The sequence below is a fragment of the Pseudomonas sp. genome, assembly GCF_030147005.1.
In the GTDB taxonomy this organism is placed as follows: Bacteria; Pseudomonadota; Gammaproteobacteria; order Pseudomonadales; family Pseudomonadaceae; genus Aquipseudomonas.
In genome coordinates, this window is the sequence record NZ_JASLAW010000165.1 from 57,067 (window position 1) to 77,435 (window position 20,369).

At 58.8% G+C, this 20,369-nt stretch carries 13 protein-coding genes; 8 read left to right on the plus strand and 5 right to left on the minus strand.

The window, feature by feature from the left end; all coding sequences use genetic code 11:
- Nucleotides 1-62 precede the first annotated feature (62 nt).
- Complete coding sequence (locus tag Q1V60_RS15195; RefSeq protein ID WP_300631746.1) at nt 63-425, minus strand: response regulator; 363 nt, start codon at nt 423-425, stop codon at nt 63-65.
- Nucleotides 426-661: 236 nt separating this feature from the next.
- On the opposite strand from Q1V60_RS15195, the gene Q1V60_RS15200 reads away from it, so the two are divergent.
- The 5 genes from Q1V60_RS15200 (at nt 662) to Q1V60_RS15220 (ending at nt 7,229) form a co-directional block, all read left to right on the plus strand.
- Nucleotides 662-4,159, plus strand: a complete 3,498-nt coding sequence (locus Q1V60_RS15200; protein ID WP_300631748.1) for a response regulator — start codon at nt 662-664, stop codon at nt 4,157-4,159.
- 15 nt (nt 4,160-4,174) lie between these two features.
- Entirely contained in the window at nt 4,175-4,990 is an 816-nt protein-coding gene (locus Q1V60_RS15205) for a protein-glutamate O-methyltransferase CheR (RefSeq protein ID WP_124429659.1), read from the plus strand.
- Nucleotides 4,987-5,586 carry a chemotaxis protein CheB gene (locus Q1V60_RS15210; RefSeq protein ID WP_300631752.1) on the plus strand — a complete coding sequence of 200 codons (600 nt, stop codon included), beginning with the start codon at nt 4,987-4,989 and terminating at the stop codon, nt 5,584-5,586. The genes Q1V60_RS15205 and Q1V60_RS15210 overlap by 4 nt, the downstream gene beginning before the upstream one ends.
- The gene (locus tag Q1V60_RS15215) at nt 5,580-6,773 is read left to right on the plus strand and encodes a hybrid sensor histidine kinase/response regulator (RefSeq protein WP_300631754.1); all 1,194 of its coding nucleotides are present in this window, start codon (nt 5,580-5,582) and stop codon (nt 6,771-6,773) included. Before Q1V60_RS15210 ends, Q1V60_RS15215 begins: the two co-directional genes overlap by 7 nt.
- Before the next feature lie 78 nt (nt 6,774-6,851).
- Nucleotides 6,852-7,229, plus strand: a complete 378-nt coding sequence (locus Q1V60_RS15220; protein ID WP_017528049.1) for a response regulator — start codon at nt 6,852-6,854, stop codon at nt 7,227-7,229.
- Between the two features lie 42 nt (nt 7,230-7,271).
- Here the strand turns inward: Q1V60_RS15220 and Q1V60_RS15225 are convergent, their stop codons facing one another.
- The 4 genes from Q1V60_RS15225 to Q1V60_RS15240 all read right to left on the minus strand — a co-directional run bounded on the left by Q1V60_RS15225 (nt 7,272) and on the right by Q1V60_RS15240 (nt 16,529).
- Nucleotides 7,272-11,981, minus strand: coding sequence for a hypothetical protein (locus tag Q1V60_RS15225; RefSeq protein WP_300631757.1), 4,710 nt, complete (start codon nt 11,979-11,981; stop codon nt 7,272-7,274).
- 178 nt (nt 11,982-12,159) lie between these two features.
- The gene (locus Q1V60_RS15230; protein ID WP_300631759.1) at nt 12,160-13,830 is read right to left on the minus strand and encodes an ATP-binding protein; all 1,671 of its coding nucleotides are present in this window, start codon (nt 13,828-13,830) and stop codon (nt 12,160-12,162) included.
- The gene (locus Q1V60_RS15235) at nt 13,827-15,329 is read right to left on the minus strand and encodes an ATPase domain-containing protein (RefSeq protein ID WP_300631761.1); all 1,503 of its coding nucleotides are present in this window, start codon (nt 15,327-15,329) and stop codon (nt 13,827-13,829) included. Before Q1V60_RS15235 ends, Q1V60_RS15230 begins: the two co-directional genes overlap by 4 nt.
- Before the next feature lie 141 nt (nt 15,330-15,470).
- Nucleotides 15,471-16,529 (minus strand): tetratricopeptide repeat protein, encoded by a 1,059-nt coding sequence (locus Q1V60_RS15240; protein WP_300631763.1) that lies wholly within the window; start codon nt 16,527-16,529, stop codon nt 15,471-15,473.
- 203 nt (nt 16,530-16,732) lie between these two features.
- Between Q1V60_RS15240 and Q1V60_RS15245 the strand changes: the two genes are divergently transcribed.
- Genes Q1V60_RS15245 through Q1V60_RS15255 form a run of 3 tightly spaced genes read left to right on the plus strand, consistent with a single transcriptional unit; the run spans nt 16,733 to nt 20,368 of the window.
- Nucleotides 16,733-18,382: an AMP-binding protein gene (locus Q1V60_RS15245; protein ID WP_300631765.1), complete on the plus strand. Its 1,650-nt coding sequence runs from the start codon at nt 16,733-16,735 to the stop codon at nt 18,380-18,382.
- Nucleotides 18,383-18,403: 21 nt separating this feature from the next.
- Nucleotides 18,404-19,171 carry an SDR family NAD(P)-dependent oxidoreductase gene (locus Q1V60_RS15250; RefSeq protein ID WP_300631767.1) on the plus strand — a complete coding sequence of 256 codons (768 nt, stop codon included), beginning with the start codon at nt 18,404-18,406 and terminating at the stop codon, nt 19,169-19,171.
- A gap of 12 nt (nt 19,172-19,183) precedes the next feature.
- Complete coding sequence (locus Q1V60_RS15255) at nt 19,184-20,368, plus strand: acetyl-CoA C-acyltransferase (RefSeq protein ID WP_300631769.1); 1,185 nt, start codon at nt 19,184-19,186, stop codon at nt 20,366-20,368.
- Nucleotide 20,369 lies beyond the last annotated feature (1 nt).

Here is a 20,369-nt window from a genome sequence, read left to right on the forward strand (position 1 = left end):
GGCGATGAGTTTCCTGTTTTATTTCCCGAACGTCACGTTAAAACCCGCGAAAGGACAATGGATTACTTGGGCAACATCGATTTGACTTTATCGCGCAGCTGATCGATCGAGAATGGCTTGCCAATCACCTGCATACCGGCGGGCACGTCCATGTTCTCGGCATAGCCGCTGGCGAACAGGATGGGCAAGGCAGGGCGCAACTCGCGCACTTTGGCGGCCAGTTGCTTACCGTCCATATCAGGCAGGCCGACGTCGGTCATCAACAGGTCGATCACCGTGTCTTCGGTTTTGACGAATCTCAGCGCCTCTTCGGCATCTGCGGCCTCGAGTACATTGAACTCCAACTCCTCAAGCACATCGACGATCAGCATGCGCACGATAGCGTCGTCTTCGACAACAAGGATGGTGGAGGTAACTGCGGGCATAGAAGGCTTTCCTGAAAAAGACGAGGTTTTAGCGCTGGCGATTCTGACAGGCATCTACTTGAGTAAGCAGCGGCCGTCCACAAGTTCCCATTGCCTTAAAACAATGCGATGCAAACATCCAGGCAGAATAGCCTGTTCTGTTGTAGGAATCTGTACAAAACGATTGCAGAAAAATGGTTTTGGTCGTCACTTTGGGGCAAACTCCCGGTTTTTCCGCACTTGGCCAAGGCATGCCCATGACTCCCGCGTCGTCAGTTGATGAAAAGAGCTTCCGTAAACTCCTGAGCCGTAACGTGGCCCTGCCATTGGGCGTGGGTGTGCTCAGCGCGGTATTTTTCGTTGTGCTGATCACCTACCTGCTGTCGGTGATCCGGTGGGTGGAGCACACCGACCGGGTGCTCAACAACCTCAATGAGTCGTCCAAACTGACGGTCGACCTGGAAACCGGCATGCGCGGCTTCCTGATTACCGGCGACGAACATTTCCTCGACCCTTATGAAGTGGCCAAGCCGCGCATCATTGCCGACCTGCGCAACTTGCAGGAACTGGTGGCCGACAACCCACAGCAGGTCGACCGCCTCAAGCGCCTCGAAGCGCTGCAGGTGGAATGGAACAAGTACTCGCAGTCGATGATTGAGCTGCAGCGCAGCAGCGGCGATTACCGTGGCGCCGTCAAAGCGGGCCGAGGCAAGCGCCTGACCGACGAGATCCGCAAGGAATACGACGACGCGGTCGCGATGGAGCAGCAGTTCCGCATTGCCCGCAATGACGAAGTGACCCGCACCACGGTGATCAGCGTTTCGCTGTACCTGGCGTTCGTACTCGGGCTCAGTGGCTTTCTGGCCTATGTGGGAAGAAAAAATTTACTCGCACTTTCAAGCAGCTACAGCGCAAACCTCGCGTCACAACAGAAGATCGCGCAACGCCTGGAGCGCCAGGCCTGGCTGCGCAACGGCCAAACTGAACTGGCCGAACAAGTGCTGGGCCAACTGACCTTGAACCTGTTGGGCCGCAACATCCTGCAATTCTTTGCTCAATACATGGGGTCCGCTGTTGCGGCGTTGTATGTGCGCGAAGAACACGGCGGCCTGCGCCGGGTGGCCACGTATGGCTTCTCCCGCGAACAGGCGCAGCTGGAACAAGCGATCTACAGCGACGAAGGCATTGTGGGGCAGGCCGCCCAACTCGACCGCCTGATCCGTCTGGACGACGTGCCGGTGGATTACTTCAAGGTCAGCTCGGGGCTCGGCGAGGGCGCCCCCCGCAGCGTACTGGTGGTGCCGACCAGCGACGACGACCGTGTCAATGGCGTGATCGAACTGGGTTTCCTGCGCCCGCTGGAAGAGCGCGATGTCGAGCTGCTGGAGTTGATCGCCGGCAACATCGGCACCTCCATAGAGGCCGCGCGTTATCGTCAGCGTCTGCAGGAAGTACTGGCCGAGACCCAGCAGCTCAACGAAGAGCTGCAAGTGCAGCAGGAAGAACTCAAGACCGCCAACGAAGAGCTGGAGGAACAGTCACGTATCCTCAAGGAGTCCCAGGCGCACCTGGAAACCCAGCAGGCCGAGCTTGAGCAGACCAACGAGCAACTGGCCGAACAGACCCAGACCCTGGCCGAACAGCGCGACGCCATGGACCGCAAGAATGTCGAACTCAACAAGGTTCAGCTGGAACTGGAAGACCGCGCCGATGAGCTGCAGCGCTCCAGCAAGTACAAATCCGAATTCCTCGCCAACATGTCCCACGAGCTGCGCACGCCGCTGAACAGTTCGCTGATTCTGGCCAAATTGTTGGCCGAGAACCCCCAGGAAAACCTCAGTGCCGAACAAGTCAAATTTGCCGAGTCGATCTATTCGGCCGGCAATGACCTGCTCAACCTGATCAACGACATCCTGGATATTTCCAAGGTAGAAGCCGGCAAGTTGGAAGTACGCCCGGAAAATTCCAGCGTCGAGCGCCTGGTGGATGGCCTGCGCGGCATGTTCGAGCCGCTGGCCAAGGATCGCAATCTGGGCTTCCAGATCGAGATGCTGGAAGGCTCACCGTCACTGCTGTTCACCGATCGCCAGCGTCTGGAGCAGATCCTCAAGAACCTGCTGTCCAACGCCATCAAGTTCACCGAACAGGGCCAAGTCAGCCTGTCGGTGTCCCGCGCGCCGGGGGAGGGCATTGCCTTTACCGTGCGCGACTCGGGCATCGGTATCGCACAGGATCAACAGGAAAGCATCTTCGAAGCCTTCCGCCAGGCGGATGGCACCACCAATCGCCGTTACGGCGGTACCGGTCTGGGCCTGTCGATTTCCCGTGACCTGGCGACCTTGCTGGGTGGCTACATCAGCGTGACCAGTGAACCGGGCAAGGGCAGCGTTTTCACCCTGGTATTGCCGGAACAGTACGTCGAACGTGCCGAAGATGCCGCGCCGATCGAGCCGCCACGCCAAGCCGTGGCGGTACCGGCGCCCGAGCCAGTCAAGGCTTTGCCGCTGCCGGTGGCCGACGCCGAGCAGATCCCACGCTTTGCCGATGACCGTGACAAAGCGCCATTCGCCACGCGCTGCATCCTGGTGGTGGAAGATGAACCGAATTTTGCCCGCATCCTCTTCGACCTGGCCCATGAGCTGGGCTACAACTGCCTGGTCGCCCACGGTGCCGACGAAGGCTACAGCCTCGCCGAAGCGTTCATCCCTGATGCGATCCTGCTGGACATGCGCCTGCCGGATCATTCCGGGCTGACGGTGCTGCAGCGTCTCAAAGCGCACGCCAGTACCCGGCACATCCCGGTGCATGTGATTTCCGTGGAAGACCGCGTCGAAGCCGCCATGCACATGGGCGCCATCGGTTACGCGGTAAAACCCACCACCCGTGAAGAGCTCAAGGACGTGTTCGCGCGCCTGGAAGCCAAGCTGACGCAAAAGGTCAAACGCGTGCTGCTGGTGGAAGATGACGACCTGCAGCGCGACAGCATTGCCCGCCTGATCGGTGACGATGACATCGAAATCACAGACGTCGGCTACGCCCAGGCTGCGCTGGACCTGCTGCGCACCAACGTCTACGACTGCATGATCATCGACCTCAAGCTGCCGGACATGCTCGGCAACGAGCTGCTCAAGCGCATGGCCACCGAGGATATCTGCTCGTTCCCGCCGGTGATCGTCTACACCGGGCGCAACCTCACACGGGACGAAGAGGCCGAACTGCGCAAGTATTCGCGCTCGATCATCATCAAGGGCGCCCGCTCTCCGGAGCGCCTGCTCGATGAAGTCACACTCTTTCTGCACAAAGTCGAATCCCAGCTGTCCCATGACCGCCAGAAGATGCTCAAGACCGCGCGCAGCCGTGACAAGGTGTTCGAAGGGCGCAAGATCCTGTTGGTGGATGACGATGTACGCAACATTTTTGCCCTGACCAGTGCCCTGGAACATAAAGGCGCCGTGGTGGTGATCGGGCGCAACGGCCGTGAAGCCATCGACAAGCTCAATGAGGTCGACGATATCGATCTGGTGCTGATGGACGTGATGATGCCGGAGATGGACGGCTACGAAGCGACCGCCCTGATCCGTCAGGACCCGCGCTGGAAAAAGCTGCCGATCATCGCCGTCACGGCCAAGGCCATGAAAGATGACCAGGAGCGTTGCCTGGCGGCAGGCTCCAACGATTACCTGGCCAAACCCATTGATCTGGACCGTCTGTTCTCGTTGATTCGCGTATGGTTACCCAAGATGGAACGCATTTAAGTGGAGCGAAGTTTCTTGGATAAAAGCAGCGACATTGAGCTGCGCCTGTTGATCGAGGCGATTTACCTCAAGTACAGCTACGACTTTCGCGACTACTCCGGTGCGTCGGTCAAACGGCGCGTGGCCCATGCCTTGCGCCAGTTCGACTGCGCGACCATTTCCGCGTTGCAGGAGCGGGTGCTGCACGACCCGGCCGCGTTCATGCAATTGCTGCAGTTCCTGACCATCCCGGTGAGCGAGATGTTTCGCGACCCGTCGCACTTTCTCGCGATTCGCCGGGAAGTGGTGCCGCTGCTCAAGACCTACCCGTCGATCAAGATCTGGATCGCCGGATGCAGCACCGGCGAGGAGGTGTACTCCATGGCGATCCTGCTGCGCGAAGAAGGCTTGCTCGAACGCACCATCATCTACGCCACCGACATCAACCCAGCCTCGCTGGACAAAGCCAAGCAGGGCATCTTCTCTCTGGAAAACGTGCGCGCCTACACGGCCAACTATCAGCAGGCCGGTGGCCAGCGTTCATTTGCCGACTACTACACGGCGGCTTACGATAATGCGATCTTCGACAAGACGCTGCGCGAGAACGTGACGTTCGCCGACCATAGCCTGGCGACCGATAGCGTATTCTCGGAAACTCAATTAATTTCATGTCGTAACGTATTGATTTACTTCAATAAAAACTTGCAGGACAGGGCGTTCGGGTTGTTTCATGAGTCGCTGTGTCATCGCGGCTTCCTCGTGCTGGGCAGCAAGGAAACCCTGGATTTTTCGGCTTACAGCAAGCAGTTCGAACCCTTGGTCAAACAGGAACGGATCTACCGCAAATTATGAGCGACGCTGCAATCACCCCGATTGTCGGGATTGAAGCCATCGTCGTCGGCGCCTCCGCCGGCGGCGTAGAGGCGTTGCTGAGCATTTTTGGCGGTTTGCCGGAGACGTTCGCGCTGCCGATCATTGCCGTGCTGCACCTGCCGGATGAACGTCGCAGCCAGTTGGCCGAGGTCTTCGCGCGGCGCTTGCGCATTCCGGTGAAGGAAGCGCGGGACAAGGAGTCGATCGAGGCGGGTACCTTGTATTTCGCAGGCCCCGGCTATCATCTCTCGGTGGAACACGACCGCAGCCTGTCCCTGAGCCAGGAGGACCGCGTGCACCATTCCCGGCCGGCCATCGATTTTCTTTTCGCTTCGGCTGCCGATGCCTACGGGCGAGGCCTGCTGGCGATCCTGCTGACCGGCGCCAACCAGGACGGCGCGCGCGGGCTGGCCCACGTCAAGCAATCAGGCGGCACCACCCTGGTACAAGACCCCGCCGAGGCCCGAATTGCGGTAATGCCCCTGGCAGCCCTGGCGCTGCACACACCCGACCATATTCTTTCCTTGAGCCAGATTGGCTCATTGCTGGCTTCCCTGGAACCCTCCCCATGTTAAGTACTGTCCAGGCCAAACTGCTGATCGTCGACGATCTGCCGGAAAACCTGCTGGCCCTCGAGGCGCTGATCAAGCGCGAAGACCGCCAGGTATACAAAGCATTGAGTGCCGACGAGGCGTTGTCCCTGTTGCTGGAACATGAATTCGCGATGGCGATCCTCGACGTGCAGATGCCTGGCATGAACGGTTTCGAACTGGCCGAACTGATGCGCGGCACCGAAAAGACCAAGAACATCCCGATCGTGTTCGTCAGCGCCGCCGGCCGCGAACTCAATTACGCCTTCAAGGGTTATGAAAGCGGCGCGGTGGACTTCCTGCACAAGCCGCTGGATATCCACGCGGTGAAGAGCAAGGTCAATGTATTCGTAGACCTGTATCGCCAGAGCAAGGCGATGAAGCAGCAGGTCGAAGCCCTGGAGCGCAGCCGCCGCGAGCAAGAACTGCTGCTGACGCGTCTGCAGGCTACCCAGGCCGAGCTGGAGCAGGCTGTGCGCATGCGCGATGACTTCATGTCGATCGTCGCCCACGAAGTGCGCACCCCGCTCAACGGGCTGATCCTGGAAACCCAGCTGCGCAAGATGCACCTGGCCCGAGACAACGCTGCGGCGTTTACCCTGGACAAGATGCACGCGATGGTCGACCGCGACGAGCGCCAGATCAAGAGCCTGATCCGTCTGATCGAGGACATGCTCGACGTGTCGCGTATCCGCACCGGCAAGCTGTCGATACGCCCGGCGCGCTTCGATCTGACCCAACTGGTGCGCAACCTGGTGCATAACTTCGAGCCGCAGGTGGCCGCCGCCGAATCATCGATGCACCTGGTAGCCGACGAATCGGTGGAAGGCCATTGGGATGAGTTTCGTATCGAGCAGGTGGTCACCAACCTGCTGACCAACGCTTTGCGCTACGGCGCCAAGAGCCCGGTTGAAGTGCGGGTGTATGCAAAACATGGCGAGGCCTGCGTGGAAGTGCGCGACCACGGCATTGGCATCAGCGAGGAGAACCAGAAGCGCATTTTCCAGCAGTTCGAGCGGGTTTCCGTCAACCATGCGGCAGCCGGCCTGGGCCTGGGGCTGTTCATCTCCGAACAGATCGTCGCAGCCCATGGCGGTACCATTGAAGTTGAAAGCCGGATAGGCGAGGGCGCGCTGTTTCGGGTCTGTCTGCCGCTTCAGGCGACGGCATGAAATCAATCGTCACCTGGACGCAACCTCTACGTGACCCGATGGTCGTAACACCAGCTACTGACTGGACGAAGGCTTCCCATGAGTGAAGATGCACAAGATGTCGTACTGATCGTCGAGGACGACGAATCCATTATGTTTGTGCTGGGTGAATACCTGGCTGGCCTGGGTTATCGGGTGTTAAAGGCGGTCAATGGAAAAGAGGCCTTTGAAATCCTCGCGACCAAGCCGCATCTGGACTTGATGGTCACGGATTACCGCCTGCCCGGCGGCATTTCCGGCGTGCAAATCGCCGAGCCGGCGCTCAAAGTGAGGCCGGAATTGAAAGTGATCTTTATCAGTGGATACCCGCAGGAAATCCTCGACTGCAACAGCCCTATCACGCGCAATGCACCGATTCTGGCCAAGCCGTTCGATCTGGATACGCTGCAGGAGCATATCCAGCGGTTGTTGGCCTGAGGTAGCGCCGCCCGGAGTGGGGGCGCCACGTATCTCATCCGATCAGGTCGTAAGTTTCTTTATATTAGCGTTGAGTGTGCTGGCGGGGGTGAAGGCAAATTCCCAAGGCGTATCACCGCCAAAGCCATTCAGGAAATCTTGAAGGCCTTTATGTTTATCACCGGTGATATTGTAGACGGTCAGTCCGCCGTGGATTTGAAAAGGGTTGTTGTTACTCAGCATCGCTGCATCCAGCGAGTAACTATTGGTATTGAACAGGTATAACTCATTGTTGTTGGTTTTTTGAATATAAACCGTATGGCCAAACTCGCCGTCCTTGTGCGCATGCTTGAAATTGAGAAATCCGGATTCAGTAATATCTTCAGGGTTGAAAAGGGCTTTCTGGCTACCGGGCTTGATGTCCATGAGTTCCAGGTAACGGGATGAATAATTGCTGGTCCCTTTCAAGTCTATGGCAGCCATGACAACGTCGAATGCCTTGGGTGAGATAGTTTTCTCTGCTTGCGCCACACGCAGGGATGCGTCGTAGCAGAGGAACGCTTGGTTATCAGGGTTCAGGTGCAGCTTTTCCCACGTCTGCGCCAGCTCTCGGTGGGAAATGCTGATGGGTTGTCCTGAAGGCGTTAGCGGGGTTTTGTATAGATCATTGAATTCTGAGTCGAACACGCTGTTTACTTTCCTCCATTCATTGTCGTGATCGAAGACTTTGAACTCCAACTTGGTGCGGTCCGTGCCGTGAGTCTTATACTGAACATCCAACTTTTTATCGCGGAAGTGCTTGTCGAGGCCGCGCGTCATTAAGTCCGCATCGTCAAATGTCGCCAGACCGTAATTGGGCTCGTTAAACCAGAATGTTTTTTTGCCGTCTTCTATTTTCACGCCAGCCGCAATCGCATGGCCTGGCGAGTCGATCATGATTGAGCGCGTGGACGTGAAACCGTCCAGTTTTTTTACTATGTCTTGATAAGAGAGCAGCTCAGCTTTTTTTGTAGCGTAGAACGCGGTAGGCGTTTGAATCTTGAGTTGGAGTTTATTCAGCTTTTCGATGAATCGCCTACAGGCAGGATCTGCCGGAAAGGCCGCTGCGGTGTACATGTTCCGGATGAGCGTGAGGTCCTTTCCTTCTTCCATCGCCGTGGCCATGAGTCGAGAAATGGCGGCACACTGTCCATCAGAGAGTTGCGATGTCATGCCAATGTAAGAGACTTGCGGCATCGGCACCACGCTGCCGAAGCGAGGTTCTATGTTATCAACGAACCTGAACGCACTGCGCTTACCAAACGTGTAGGCATACTCATCAAATTTTCTGACAATGACACCCAGTTGCTCACTGCTGAGGCCGGGCTTGGCAGCCAACTTCATAAAGTCTGCGCGCTTTTTGGCACTCGATAATCTAGGAACGGTGTCGACGTCGCCAATACGATAACCGTTGTCAAATTCGATTTTGCTTCGATGATGGGTGATGATTTTGTTCCACTTGTTAATAACGTCGTCGCTGATTTTGCTCACAGGATCACTGGCGGTGTTCCATTTTCCGAGGGCCTCTGCCTCTAATCGAGGCGAAGGCAGGAAGTCGTTCAGAGGCAAACCGTGGGGCTTCATGGTGAATGGGTCCAAGGCGTACCATTTTGCATTCCATGTGACGGCGGCAACTTCCGCGATTTCTCCGTTGATTTTGGCGGTGCCTATTGCTCCGGCATCAAAGTTACCGAAGACCTTTTTCAGCAAATCATACTTATAGGCTCCCGCCATGGCCCATTCGGTGAACTGTCTGGCGCCGTGGGAAGCGAGTTGTTTACCGCCGGCTCCCACGGCACCCAACAGCGCACCGACGCCGTCCAAGGGATTGACTGCGCTGAGGGTTGCACGCCCCAGGATCTTCACGCCACGTGCCGCATGCCTGAACGTGGATGCGCCTGCCTTAAGGGCTTTGGCGCCTTTGGCTGCAGCGCCAAAGCCAACGAAAAAGCCCAGCCCATCCAGCGCCAAGTCAACGATACCGGCGCCGATATTGCCCTTCGTAAAGTGAGTGACGGCGGAGTAAAGGGGGACCAGATTTAGAAAGAACTCACCGACTTTTTTATTGATAGAGACTTCCGTATCGAATGTCGTCAGGCCCTCAGCCATTTTTTTGTACGATCCCATATCGGCTATTTTCAATTTGGCGTCAGCGATATAGCGTGTTCTTTCGCTGAAATAGCTTTCAGGGATTCGCTTTTTCCCGTGTTCATTGAGCAGATTTTCTGTATAGGTACCTGCGGGCGTGACCGGTAAAAGCTGAAGGGCCTGTTTACCGAACTTCACTTTTTGGGAACCCGGTGTGAGGCCACTTAAATCTTCACGCTTTCGGACCGTGTTGTTGTAATAATCCACCTCATAAACGTGCACTTTGTCGTTATGCACGCTATGCAAAATCAACTTTGATTCACTCCTTGGGTAATTCGTTATTACCCCTGTAAAGGAGTGGCTGACAACCAGGACTTCCTTGGCAACGGCCAACGCTCCGTATTCAATGATTTCTCGATCAGCGAGCGGCAGGGATGAAATTAAGTTTTTGGTTTGCGTGGCGATGGCCGTCTCATAGTTATCGACAAACGTATGAAACGCGCGCTCGAAATCAGCTTTCAGTTCGGACAGTGACGATTGCTGTGTGCTCAATGTCGCGCGAATAGCGGGCAAACTTATTTTGTGATGGCTGGCTCTCCATTCCAGGTCGGTCGGGCGAAGCCTGTTGGTCAGGTATAGATCCAATACCGAATAAGGACCGGGCGAGTCGTGGTGGGCCGTATCACGGGTTATATATTTTTCTTGAAGGTCTTCCAGCGATAAGTGCGGCATCATCTGCTGTAATTTTTTCAGCCCCATTTTTTGAAACTCGGGCATTTGCGTCGCGAAGGCAGTGGAGGCCGCATTCAACTCAGTCACTTGCTCGTTGAATGCACCGCGCACCTTCGTCATCTGCGCATCGGTATACGTGTCTTCGCGGTTCCACTCGATGATGCCGTTAGCGACACCCCAATCTTTCAGGGCCTCATCGTGCGCGTGCCGGGCAGCGTGCCGTTCTTCAGGAAACACCGGCATCTGATCGGCGCGCTGCATGACCTGCGCAAACGTCATCTTGCTGGTTGAACCGGGCGCCTGCGCCTCAATGCGCGCCACCGCCGTGCTGAAGCTCACCCATGTGTGGGAGCCAAATTTAACTTGTTCCGGTATGTCCCTGACCAACAGGTGGGGGGCCTTGCGCGACAACAGGATCGCCACGGCAAGAGGCGCGGTGCGCGGCGTGGCCTTTTTGACAAGCACTAAATGGTCCGCCATCAGACTTTTTATGCTTGATGCGCTCTGCCCCGATAGCTGCGCGTGGGCGAAGTCGAAGCCCGCGGACTCTGTTCTTTTCGAGTTTGGCGAAAACAGGGATGGGCTCTGCTCCAGTGAAAGTTGAAGTGCCGCCAGCATCCAGTCCTGTAGAGATTCACGCGAAGGTAGCTTGCCCAAATGTTCCTCGGCGATATGCCCCATCCATCGCGCCTGGCTGGTACCGAGAATTTCGGCGAGCAAACGGTGAGGGTCGCCATCGACGGTGCTCAGATTGCGGGTCCAGCACTTAAACAAGTTATCGTCTAACGAGTCTTTGAGGTAATGACGAATCGCCGAGTGCAGCTTGCGCTGGTCCTCGGTGCTCAGCGGTGCAGACGATGACAGCGCGCCGCCGAGATCGCCGAGGGGAGGCTTCACCGGCGGTGCGCCACGCAAGGCTTCGGCCACACTCATCAATTCATCATGATTGCTGGGAACCGGTATTCCCTTATCAAGCAGGTAGCGGTGCAGGCTGACGTTCGCGCCATCGCTCAGGCCGTGCTCTCGAACATAGGATGAACCGCGTTCAACAGAGAACGGAGTCTCTTTAAATACTTCCAATTGGGCAGAGGTAAACAAGGCGGCGCGTTGCTCGGCAGTGCTGAACGCGTTGGGCCCCGATAAAGCTGCCAACTGCCTCGCCACACTTCCTTCTAATTGCATACCCAAGGCGAACCGTTCTTCCATATCGGCCAACTGCAGCTTTTGAAAACTCAAGTCTTGCTTGGACGGATTGTGCGAATCCACGTAACTAAGTGCCGGCCCCTCCAGGATTTTATCGGCATACGCTCGAATGGTTGCTTCCTGGCTGGACGTGCTCTTGGAAGCATCGAAGGGAACAGGCGTGCCGTAGAACATGCTGATGTCCAGCAGCTGCGCAGCGTTTTTTTCACCACTTGTGACGACGCCGCCATTGGGCGTAAGCATTCGGGCAGCGTTGATGAGCAAGGGCCAACCTGGAAAGTCATCAATGCCTGACGTCCTGAGTTGGTTCTCCGACCTGGAAGTGAGGGTGCCCATAGAGGCGTTAATCATGAGGTTTGCGGGGAGGGCAATGTTTTTCTCGGCTGCCCAATGCCTCATCGCTCGCCCGCCCAGAATGTTGTGAAGGTGCGTTCGCCACTGGCCGAAGTGGGAGTCGGGCGGGATCGAATTGAGGGTCAGCTTGTTGGGATTCAAGTTGTGTTTGTACAACACTGGCGTTTGTAAGGCGCTGGCGTACTGCCGGGTCAACTGTGCGTCCCCTGCAGACTGGGTGCTGTCATCTGCAACAGGCTCCAGCGAGGGGTCAGCCGTTGGGGAAGGAGAAGGAGAGAGCGCTTGCGCGACCTGCTCCAGGAACGTTGCTGTCATGGGAGCAGAGAATGGCAACGTCGTGCGGGGCACATTAATCATTGATGGAGTTTTCCTAGCCGATGCTCTTGAATTTTTTCCGTTGAGCGCAAGCTTTTCGTGGAAAAAAAAAGACACCGATTCCATCTTTTTTGTCGGGGGCTGGTAACAGTTGGTTGCAGCGTGGGGCGTATCGCCCGCACAGGAAGGCGTCTTTTTCAGAGCGCATCCCCACGGTCGATTACGCCAGAATCATTTCCCGTACCTTTTCCGTCAATAAATCAAACGTAAACGGCTTGGTGATCAACTGCATCCCGGGGTCCAGGAAGCCACCGCGCACTGCCGCGTGTTCGGCATAACCGGTGATAAACAGCACCTTGAGGCCGGGGCGGATCTGCCGCCCGATTTCCGCCAGTTGCCGGCCGTTCATGCCGGGCAGGCCGACGTCGCTGATCATCAGGTCGATGCGTTGTTCGGACTCGATGATGGGCACTGCTGTGTTGGCGTCGCCGGCCACGACAAAGGCATAGCCCAACTCTTTGAGCACCGCGCTCACCAGTACGCGTACAGCCGGGTCGTCTTCAACGATCAGCACCGTTTCGCCCTCATTGGCGAACGGCAACATGGCGGGGTTAACCACGGCGTCAGCGATGACTTCTCCCACAAAGCGCGGCAGGAACAAACTGACGGTCGTGCCCTTGCCGACTTCGCTGTGCAGGGTTACATGCCCACGGGATTGGCGGGCAAACCCGTAGATCATCGACAAGCCCAGGCCGGTGCCCTGGCCGATCGGCTTGGTGGTGAAGAACGGGTCGAACACCCGTCCCATGACGCTTTCCGGAATGCCGCAGCCGGTGTCGCTGACGCTCAGCTCGACGTAATCGCCGGGGCTCAAGGTGCCATAAGCGGCGGTGAATACGCTGTCGAGGTGGCGGTTGGTGGTCTCCACGGTGAGGCTGCCGCCGCTGGGCATCGCATCACGCGCGTTGATCACCAGGTTGAGCAGGGCGCTTTCCAGTTGATTCGGGTCGGCTTCGGCCGTCCACAGGGAGTCGCTGAGGCGCATTTGCAGGCAGATGCTTTCGTTGATGCTGCGCTGCAGCAATTCGCCCATGGAGGTGACCAGTTGATTGATCTCCACGGGTTTGGGGTCCAGCGACTGTCTGCGCGAGAACGCCAGCAGACGGTGGGTGAGGCCGGCGGCACGGTTGGCCGAGGTCACACCCAGGTCAATCAGGCTGTCGAGATCGTCCAGCTTGCCCCGCGCCACTCGCCGGCGCAGCAATTCGAGGCTACCGATGATCCCGGTCAGCATATTGTTGAAGTCATGGGCAATGCCGCCGGTCAGTTGGCCGACGGCTTCCATTTTTTGCGACTGGCGCAGGGCGTCTTCGTTGCTGCGCAATTGCGCGGTACGTTCCTCCACCTGCTGCTCGAGGGTTTCCAGGGTGCGTTGCAGCCGCAGTTCACTGGCACTCAGATCAATCAGGCGGTCCCGCGCCTCATATTGCCGTCGTCGCCCGCGCAGGGCGGTACTCACCAGGCTGATCAGGGTCACGGGGTGGAACGGGCGCTCAAGGAAAGTAACGTTGCCCAATAGCCCGCTCAGGTGCGATGAGACGTTTTGCTCGCTGCCGCCGTGATGGGTCATCAGTACGATGGGCAGGTCAGACCAGGCCGGTTGCTGGTGCAGATACTCCAGCAACGGCTCCATGTCTACGCCGCGCAAAGCTTCAGCCGCGATGATAAGCAGGCCAGCGCCCTCGTCCAGCGCTTCGCACAAGCCGGGCAGGCTGGCGGCAACCATGCCATGGTAGCCGGCCTCATTAAGCATCATCAGCGCCAACGAGCTGTCGCGCCCCAACGGCGCGAGGATGATGGCGCGTTCAAAGACTAAAGAAACGGGGGTCACACTTCCTCTTCCTTGAGCAAAGGCGAACCGGCGCCCATGTAAATCGGAATGCCGCGCAGCACGCCCTGGAAATTATCCAGAGGTTCGCCGACGGTCATGCCGCGACTGCTGATGCGGTACTCACGAATCGTCGATTCATGGGTGCCGGTGCGTTTTTTGATCACCGAAATGGCCCGGCGCACCTTGCCCAGTGCTTCGAAGTAACGCAGCAGGATCACGGTATCGGCCAGGTAGGTAATATCCACCGGGGTCTGCATGTCGCCAACCAGGCCATGCTGGGCGACGGTCATGAATGTCGCAGCGCCACGCCGGTTGAGATACAGCAGCAGTTCGTGCATATGCAGGATCAGCGCGTTCTCTTCCGGCATGGACGCCTGATAGCCGTTGATACTGTCGATCACCACGGTTTTGATGCCGCCTTCGTCAACGCAGCGGCGTACCCGGTGTGAGAATTCGCCAGGGGACAGTTCGGCCGCGTCGACCTGTTCGATCAACAGGTTGCCGGTGGCTTGCAGCGCAGCCAAGTCGATGCCCATGTTTTTCATGCGCTCGAACAGCAGGCCCATCTCTTCGTCAAAAATAAACAGCGCGGCTTTTTCGCCACGTTCTACGGCAGCGGCGGCGAAGACCATTGAGATCAGCGATTTGCCGGTGCCGGCGGGGCCAAGGATCAAGCTGCTGGAGCCGGTCTCGACGCCGCCGCCCATCAGGGCATCAAGTTCGTTGATGCCGCTGCTCATGGTCTGGCGCGTGTAACGGCCCCGATGTTCGGCCGCCACCAGGCGCGGGAACACATGCACACCGTCGGCCATGATAGTGAAGTCATGAAAACCACCACGGTACTTCTGGCCCCGGTACTTCACCACCCGCACCCGGCGACGTTCGGCACCATAGTTGGGCGTCAGCTCTTCAAGGCGAATCACACCATGGGCCACGCTGTGAACGGTTTTATCGAGGGATTCGGTGGTCAGGTCGTCGAGCAGCAGCACAGTGGCGTCATACCGCACAAAGTAGTGCTTGATCGCCAGGATCTGGCGGCGATAGCGCAAGGAGCTTTGCGCCAGCAGGCGGATTTCCGACAAACTGTCGACCACCACGCGCGTGGGCTTGACCCGTTCCACCACTTCAAAAATCTGCCGCGTGGCTTCGCCCAGTTCCAAGTCGGAGGAGTACAGCAGGCTCTGCTGATGCTCGGCGTTGAGCAGGCTTTCCGGCGGCGTCAGTTCGAAAATATGAATATTGTCGTCCAGGTCCCAGCCATGAGACTTCGCGCCTTGGCGCAGTTCATGCTCGGTTTCGGACAAGGTGATATACAACGATTTCTCACCGTTTTTCGCTCCCGCCTGCAAGAAGTGCAGGGCGACGGTGGTTTTACCCGTGCCAGGCTCGCCTTCCAGAAGAAACAAGTGGCTGCGTGATAGCCCCCCGGAAAGAATGTCATCAAGACCTTCGATGCCGGTGGCTGCCTTTTCACTCAAAAGCGAATTTGATGTAGACAAGAAGTGCCCTCAGGTCACGTACAAGTTCAGGGCACGCCGTTGGGCGCGCCATATTCACTTGACCCTATCGCTTTGTAGCGGTTCAACGTTTTGAATGATTTGTAGAAAACCTGGCGACTTTTACAAGTTTTTGGAGCGTGGTCACAACCCCTGCTGCAACGCCGGGTCGTCCGGATTCTGTTGCTCCAGCTGCGCCAGCAGCACCTGGACGTTTTGCAATTGACCGCTCTCTTTCCAGTAATTGACCAGCAGCACGCGCGCTTTGCGGTTGGCCGGGTGGCGCTGGACGATGTCTTCCAACTGCCGCTGAGCGGCCTCCAGTTCCTCCTGGTCGTGCAGCGTGGTGGCCAGGTCGAAACGGTAATCCTGGTTGTCCGGCTCAAGCTCCACCGCTTTGGACAGGCCAAGCAGGGCATAGGCGCGCTCGCCATGGTGCAGCAGCCACATGCCCAGGGCGTGTTGCAGGTAGGCCGATTCCGGGTGCGCCGCCAATTGCTGCGCCAGCAGTTGGCGCGACTCGTCGGTCTTGCCCTGTTTATCCAGCAGCTCGATCTGCGCCACCACCGCCTGCAGGTTGTCCGGTTGCAGCCGCATGGCCTGCTGCAGCGCATTTTGCGCATCCGGCAGCAGGGCGCTGTGGATATACAGGCGCGCCAGTTGAATCCAGCCTTCGGCGGTTTCGGGCTGGGCCTTGAGGGTTTTCGCGAATTCGTCGAGCACTTGCTGCAGCGGGCCGAAATACAGGCCCAGGGTATCCGGCGACAGGCCGAGCAGGGCGTTGGCGGCGGTAAAGCGCACTTCCTGCTCGGGGTCATCGAGTACCGGGCCGAGCAGCAAGGTGCGCTGGCCGGTCGGCACCAGGCCGACAATGCTGTGGATCGCCGCTTCACGCACGAGGGGCGATTCATTGGCCAAGTCTTTATCCGCCAGTTTCAGCGCTTGGGGGCTGGGATAGTTAGGCAACTCGGCATGCAGCGTAGCGCGCCGCTCAGGTGAAAGGTCCGGCCGCCCCAGCTGTTGATACAACACCCGCGCCGCGCCCGGCTCACCATTGCGTGCCTGCTTCAAGGCCTTGGAATAACCATGGGCAATCGCCGGGGGCGCCGCCACCGGCGTGGAGCGGGAGAACAACCAGGTGATCAACACGATCGACAGCAGGGCGCACAGGCCGATGATGGAGTAACGGCGTGACTTTGACATGCGGGTGTCCGAAGGCAGGGTACGGGTACAAAGCCTCAAGCTTCGGCCAGTGCAGGGCGAGTGTCAAACCTGATTGGCCAAACCAGTCAGCCATGTTGGCGGCTTTGACCATTGCTGGTGGCAATGCTCCAGAGCGACTATTTGAGGGCGATTGACCTCCTGGAAAGTGTCCTTAAAACAAAAACACACAAGGAACTGAAGCGATGCGTGATTATCTGGCCGCCACCACCGAGTTCGATTACCAGCACACCGTCGACGCCACCCTGGCCGGCAACCTGCAGGCGCTCAACGCCTGCGTGGAGTGCTGTGACCGGCACGCGCTGCCCGGGCGTATCGCGCTGTTCTGGGAAAGCAAGGACGGGCGCAGCGCCACGGCAACCTTTACCGAGTTGCAAGACCAGGCCTCACGCTTTGCCAATTTCCTGCTGGCTCAGGGCGTCAAGCGCGGTGACAAAGTCGCCGGCCTGTTGCCGCGTACGGCCGAGTTGCTGGTGGTGGTGTTCGCCACCTGGCGTATCGGCGCAGTCTATCAACCATTGTTTACGGCATTCGGGCCCAAGGCCATTGAGCATCGCCTGAACAGTTCCGGCGCCGCCCTGGTCGTCACCGATGCAGTGAACCGGCCCAAGCTCGCCGAGGTGGATGGCTGCCCAACCATCGTGACGGTTACCGGGGCCAAAGGCGAAGGCCTGGTGCGCGGCGATTTCAGCTTCTGGGCCGAACTGCCCCATTATTCCAACGTCTGCGAGCCCGTGCTGCTGGGCGCTGATGAACCCTTCCTGTTGATGTTCACCTCCGGCACCACCGGGCCGTCCAAAGCCTTGTCGGTGCCGCTCAAGGCGATTGTCGCGTTCCAGCGCTACACCCGCGACGCGGTGGACCTGCGCCCGGAAGACGCGTTCTGGAACGTGGCTGATCCGGGCTGGGCCTATGGCATCTATTTCGGCGTGACCGGGCCTTTGTCCATGGGCCATCCGATCACCTTCTACGATGGCCCGTTCACCCTGGAAAGCACGTGCCGGGTGATCAACAAATATGGCATCACCAACCTGACCGGTTCGCCCACCGCGTACCGACTGTTGATTGCCGGTGGCGAGCAGTTCGCCCGCTCGATCAAGGGCAAGTTGCGCATCGTCAGCAGCGCCGGCGAACCGTTGAACCCCGAGGTGATTCGCTGGTTCGCCGAAAATCTCGGCGTGACTATCCACGACCACTACGGGCAGACCGAACTGGGCATGGTGCTGTGCAATCACCATGGCCTGGAACATCCAGTGCATGTCGGCTCGGCGGGGTTCGCCTCGCCCGGGCATCGCATCGTGGTACTGGATGACAACCACCAGGAATTGCCCGCCGGCCAGCCCGGCATTCTCGCCATCGACCGCGAGCAATCACCGATGTGCTGGTTCGCCGGGTATGACGGCGTGAAAACCAAAGCCTTTGTCGGCAAGTACTACCTCAGTGGCGACACCGTGGAGCTCAACGTGGACGGCAGCATCAGTTTTGTCGGGCGCAGTGATGACGTGATTACCACTTCCGGCTACCGCGTGGGGCCGTTCGACGTGGAAAGCGCGTTGGTCGAACACCCGGCCGTGATCGAAGCCGCCGTGGTCGGCAAGCCCTGCCCGGAGCGCACCGAACTGGTGAAAGCCTTTGTGGTGATCAACGAGCAATACCGCGCCACCCCGGAACTGGCCGAAGAGTTGCGTCTGCATGTGCGCCAGCGCCTGGCGGCCCATGCGTATCCGCGAGAAATCGAATTCGTCAGCGACTTGCCCAAGACCCCCAGCGGCAAGCTGCAACGCTTTATTTTGCGTAATCAGGAAATCGCCAAGGCCCAAGCGGCGGTGGCGTGATCCGTATAAAAGGAAACAGTGATGCAGATTGAAAACAAGGTATTCCTGGTCAGCGGCGGCGCTTCGGGCCTCGGTGCGGCGACTGCCGAGATGCTGGTCGCGGCGGGTGCCAAGGTCATGCTGGTGGACCTCAACGCCGAGGCCGTCGCCGCCAAAGCCAGCCAGCTTGGCGACAACGCCCGCAGCGCCGTGGCGGATATCAGCCAGGAAGCGGCGGCCGAAGCCGCTGTGCAAGCCGCCGTTGCCGCTTTTGGCGGTTTGCATGGGTTGGTCAACTGCGCCGGTGTGGTGCGTGGCGAAAAAATCCTCGGCAAGAATGGCCCGCATGCCCTGGCCAGCTTCGCTCAGGTGATCAACGTCAACCTGATCGGCAGCTTCAACCTGTTGCGCCTGGCCGCTGCGGCCATCGCTGAAACACAAGCGAATGCCGATGGCGAACGCGGTGTCATCATCAATACCGCCTCGGTGGCGGCGTTCGACGGGCAGATCGGCCAAGCCGCGTATGCCGCGTCCAAGGGCGCGATTGCCAGCCTCACCTTGCCGGCCGCACGTGAATTGGCACGTTTCGGTATTCGGGTGATGACCATCGCCCCCGGCATTTTCGAAACCCCGATGATGGCCGGCATGACCCCGGAAGTACGCGACTCCCTCGCCGCCGGCGTGCCATTCCCGCCGCGCCTGGGCAAACCCGCCGAATATGCGGCCCTGGTGCGGCATATCATTGAAAACAGCATGCTCAATGGCGAGGTGATCCGTCTAGACGGCGCCTTGCGCATGGCTGCCAAGTAAGGAGGCATCTTCATGAACGATCCTATCGTTATCGTCAGCGCTGTGCGCACGCCCATGGGCGGGTTCCAGGGCGACCTCAAAGGCCTGACCGCACCGCAACTGGGCGCCGCCGCGATTCGTGCGGCCGTCGAGCGAGCGGGTATCGCCAACGACGCCGTCGATGAAGTGTTGTTTGGCTGCGTACTGCCCGCAGGCCTTGGCCAGGCACCGGCTCGGCAAGCGGCGTTGGGCGCCGGGCTGGACAAATCCACCCGCTGCACCACGCTCAACAAGATGTGCGGCTCCGGCATGCAAGCGACGATTCTGGCCCACGATGCGTTGCGCGCCGGCAGCGTCGATGTGGTGATTGCCGGCGGCATGGAGAGCATGTCCAACGCGCCGTACCTGCTCGACCGCGCCCGCAGCGGCTATCGCATGGGCCATGGCCGGGTACTCGATCACATGTTCCTTGACGGTCTGGAAGACGCCTACGACAAAGGCCGCCTGATGGGCACCTTTGCCGAAGACTGCGCCGAGCACAACGGCTTTACCCGCCAAGCCCAGGACGCCTTTGCGATTGCCTCCCTGACACGTGCGCAGGAAGCCATCACCCACGGCAGTTTTGCCGCCGAAATCGTCCCGGTACAGGTCACCGTCGGCAAAGAGCTGAAAACCGTGTTGCATGACGAACAGCCGCCCAAGGCCAAGCTGGACAAGATCGCCAGCCTGAAACCGGCCTTCCGCGAAGGCGGCACGGTGACCGCCGCCAACTCCAGCTCGATCTCCGATGGCGCGGCGGCGTTGCTCTTGATGCGTGAGTCCGATGCGCGGCAGCGCGGCCTCAAACCCCTGGCAGTGATCCATGGGCATGCGGCGTATGCCGACGAGCCGGGGCTGTTTCCGGTGGCGCCGGTAGGGGCGATCCGTCAGTTGATGAGCAAAACCGGCTGGAGCGTCGATGACGTCGACCTGTTCGAAATCAACGAAGCGTTTGCGGTGGTCAGCCTGGTCACCATGAGCAAACTGGAGATTCCCCACAGCAAGGTCAACGTGCACGGCGGTGCCTGTGCCCTGGGCCATCCGATCGGCGCTTCGGGTGCGCGCATTCTGGTGACCCTGCTCTCGGCCCTGCGCCAGAAAGGCCTCAAGCGCGGCGTCGCCGCAATCTGCATCGGCGGTGGTGAAGCCACGGCCATGGCCGTTGAATGCCTGTATTAAG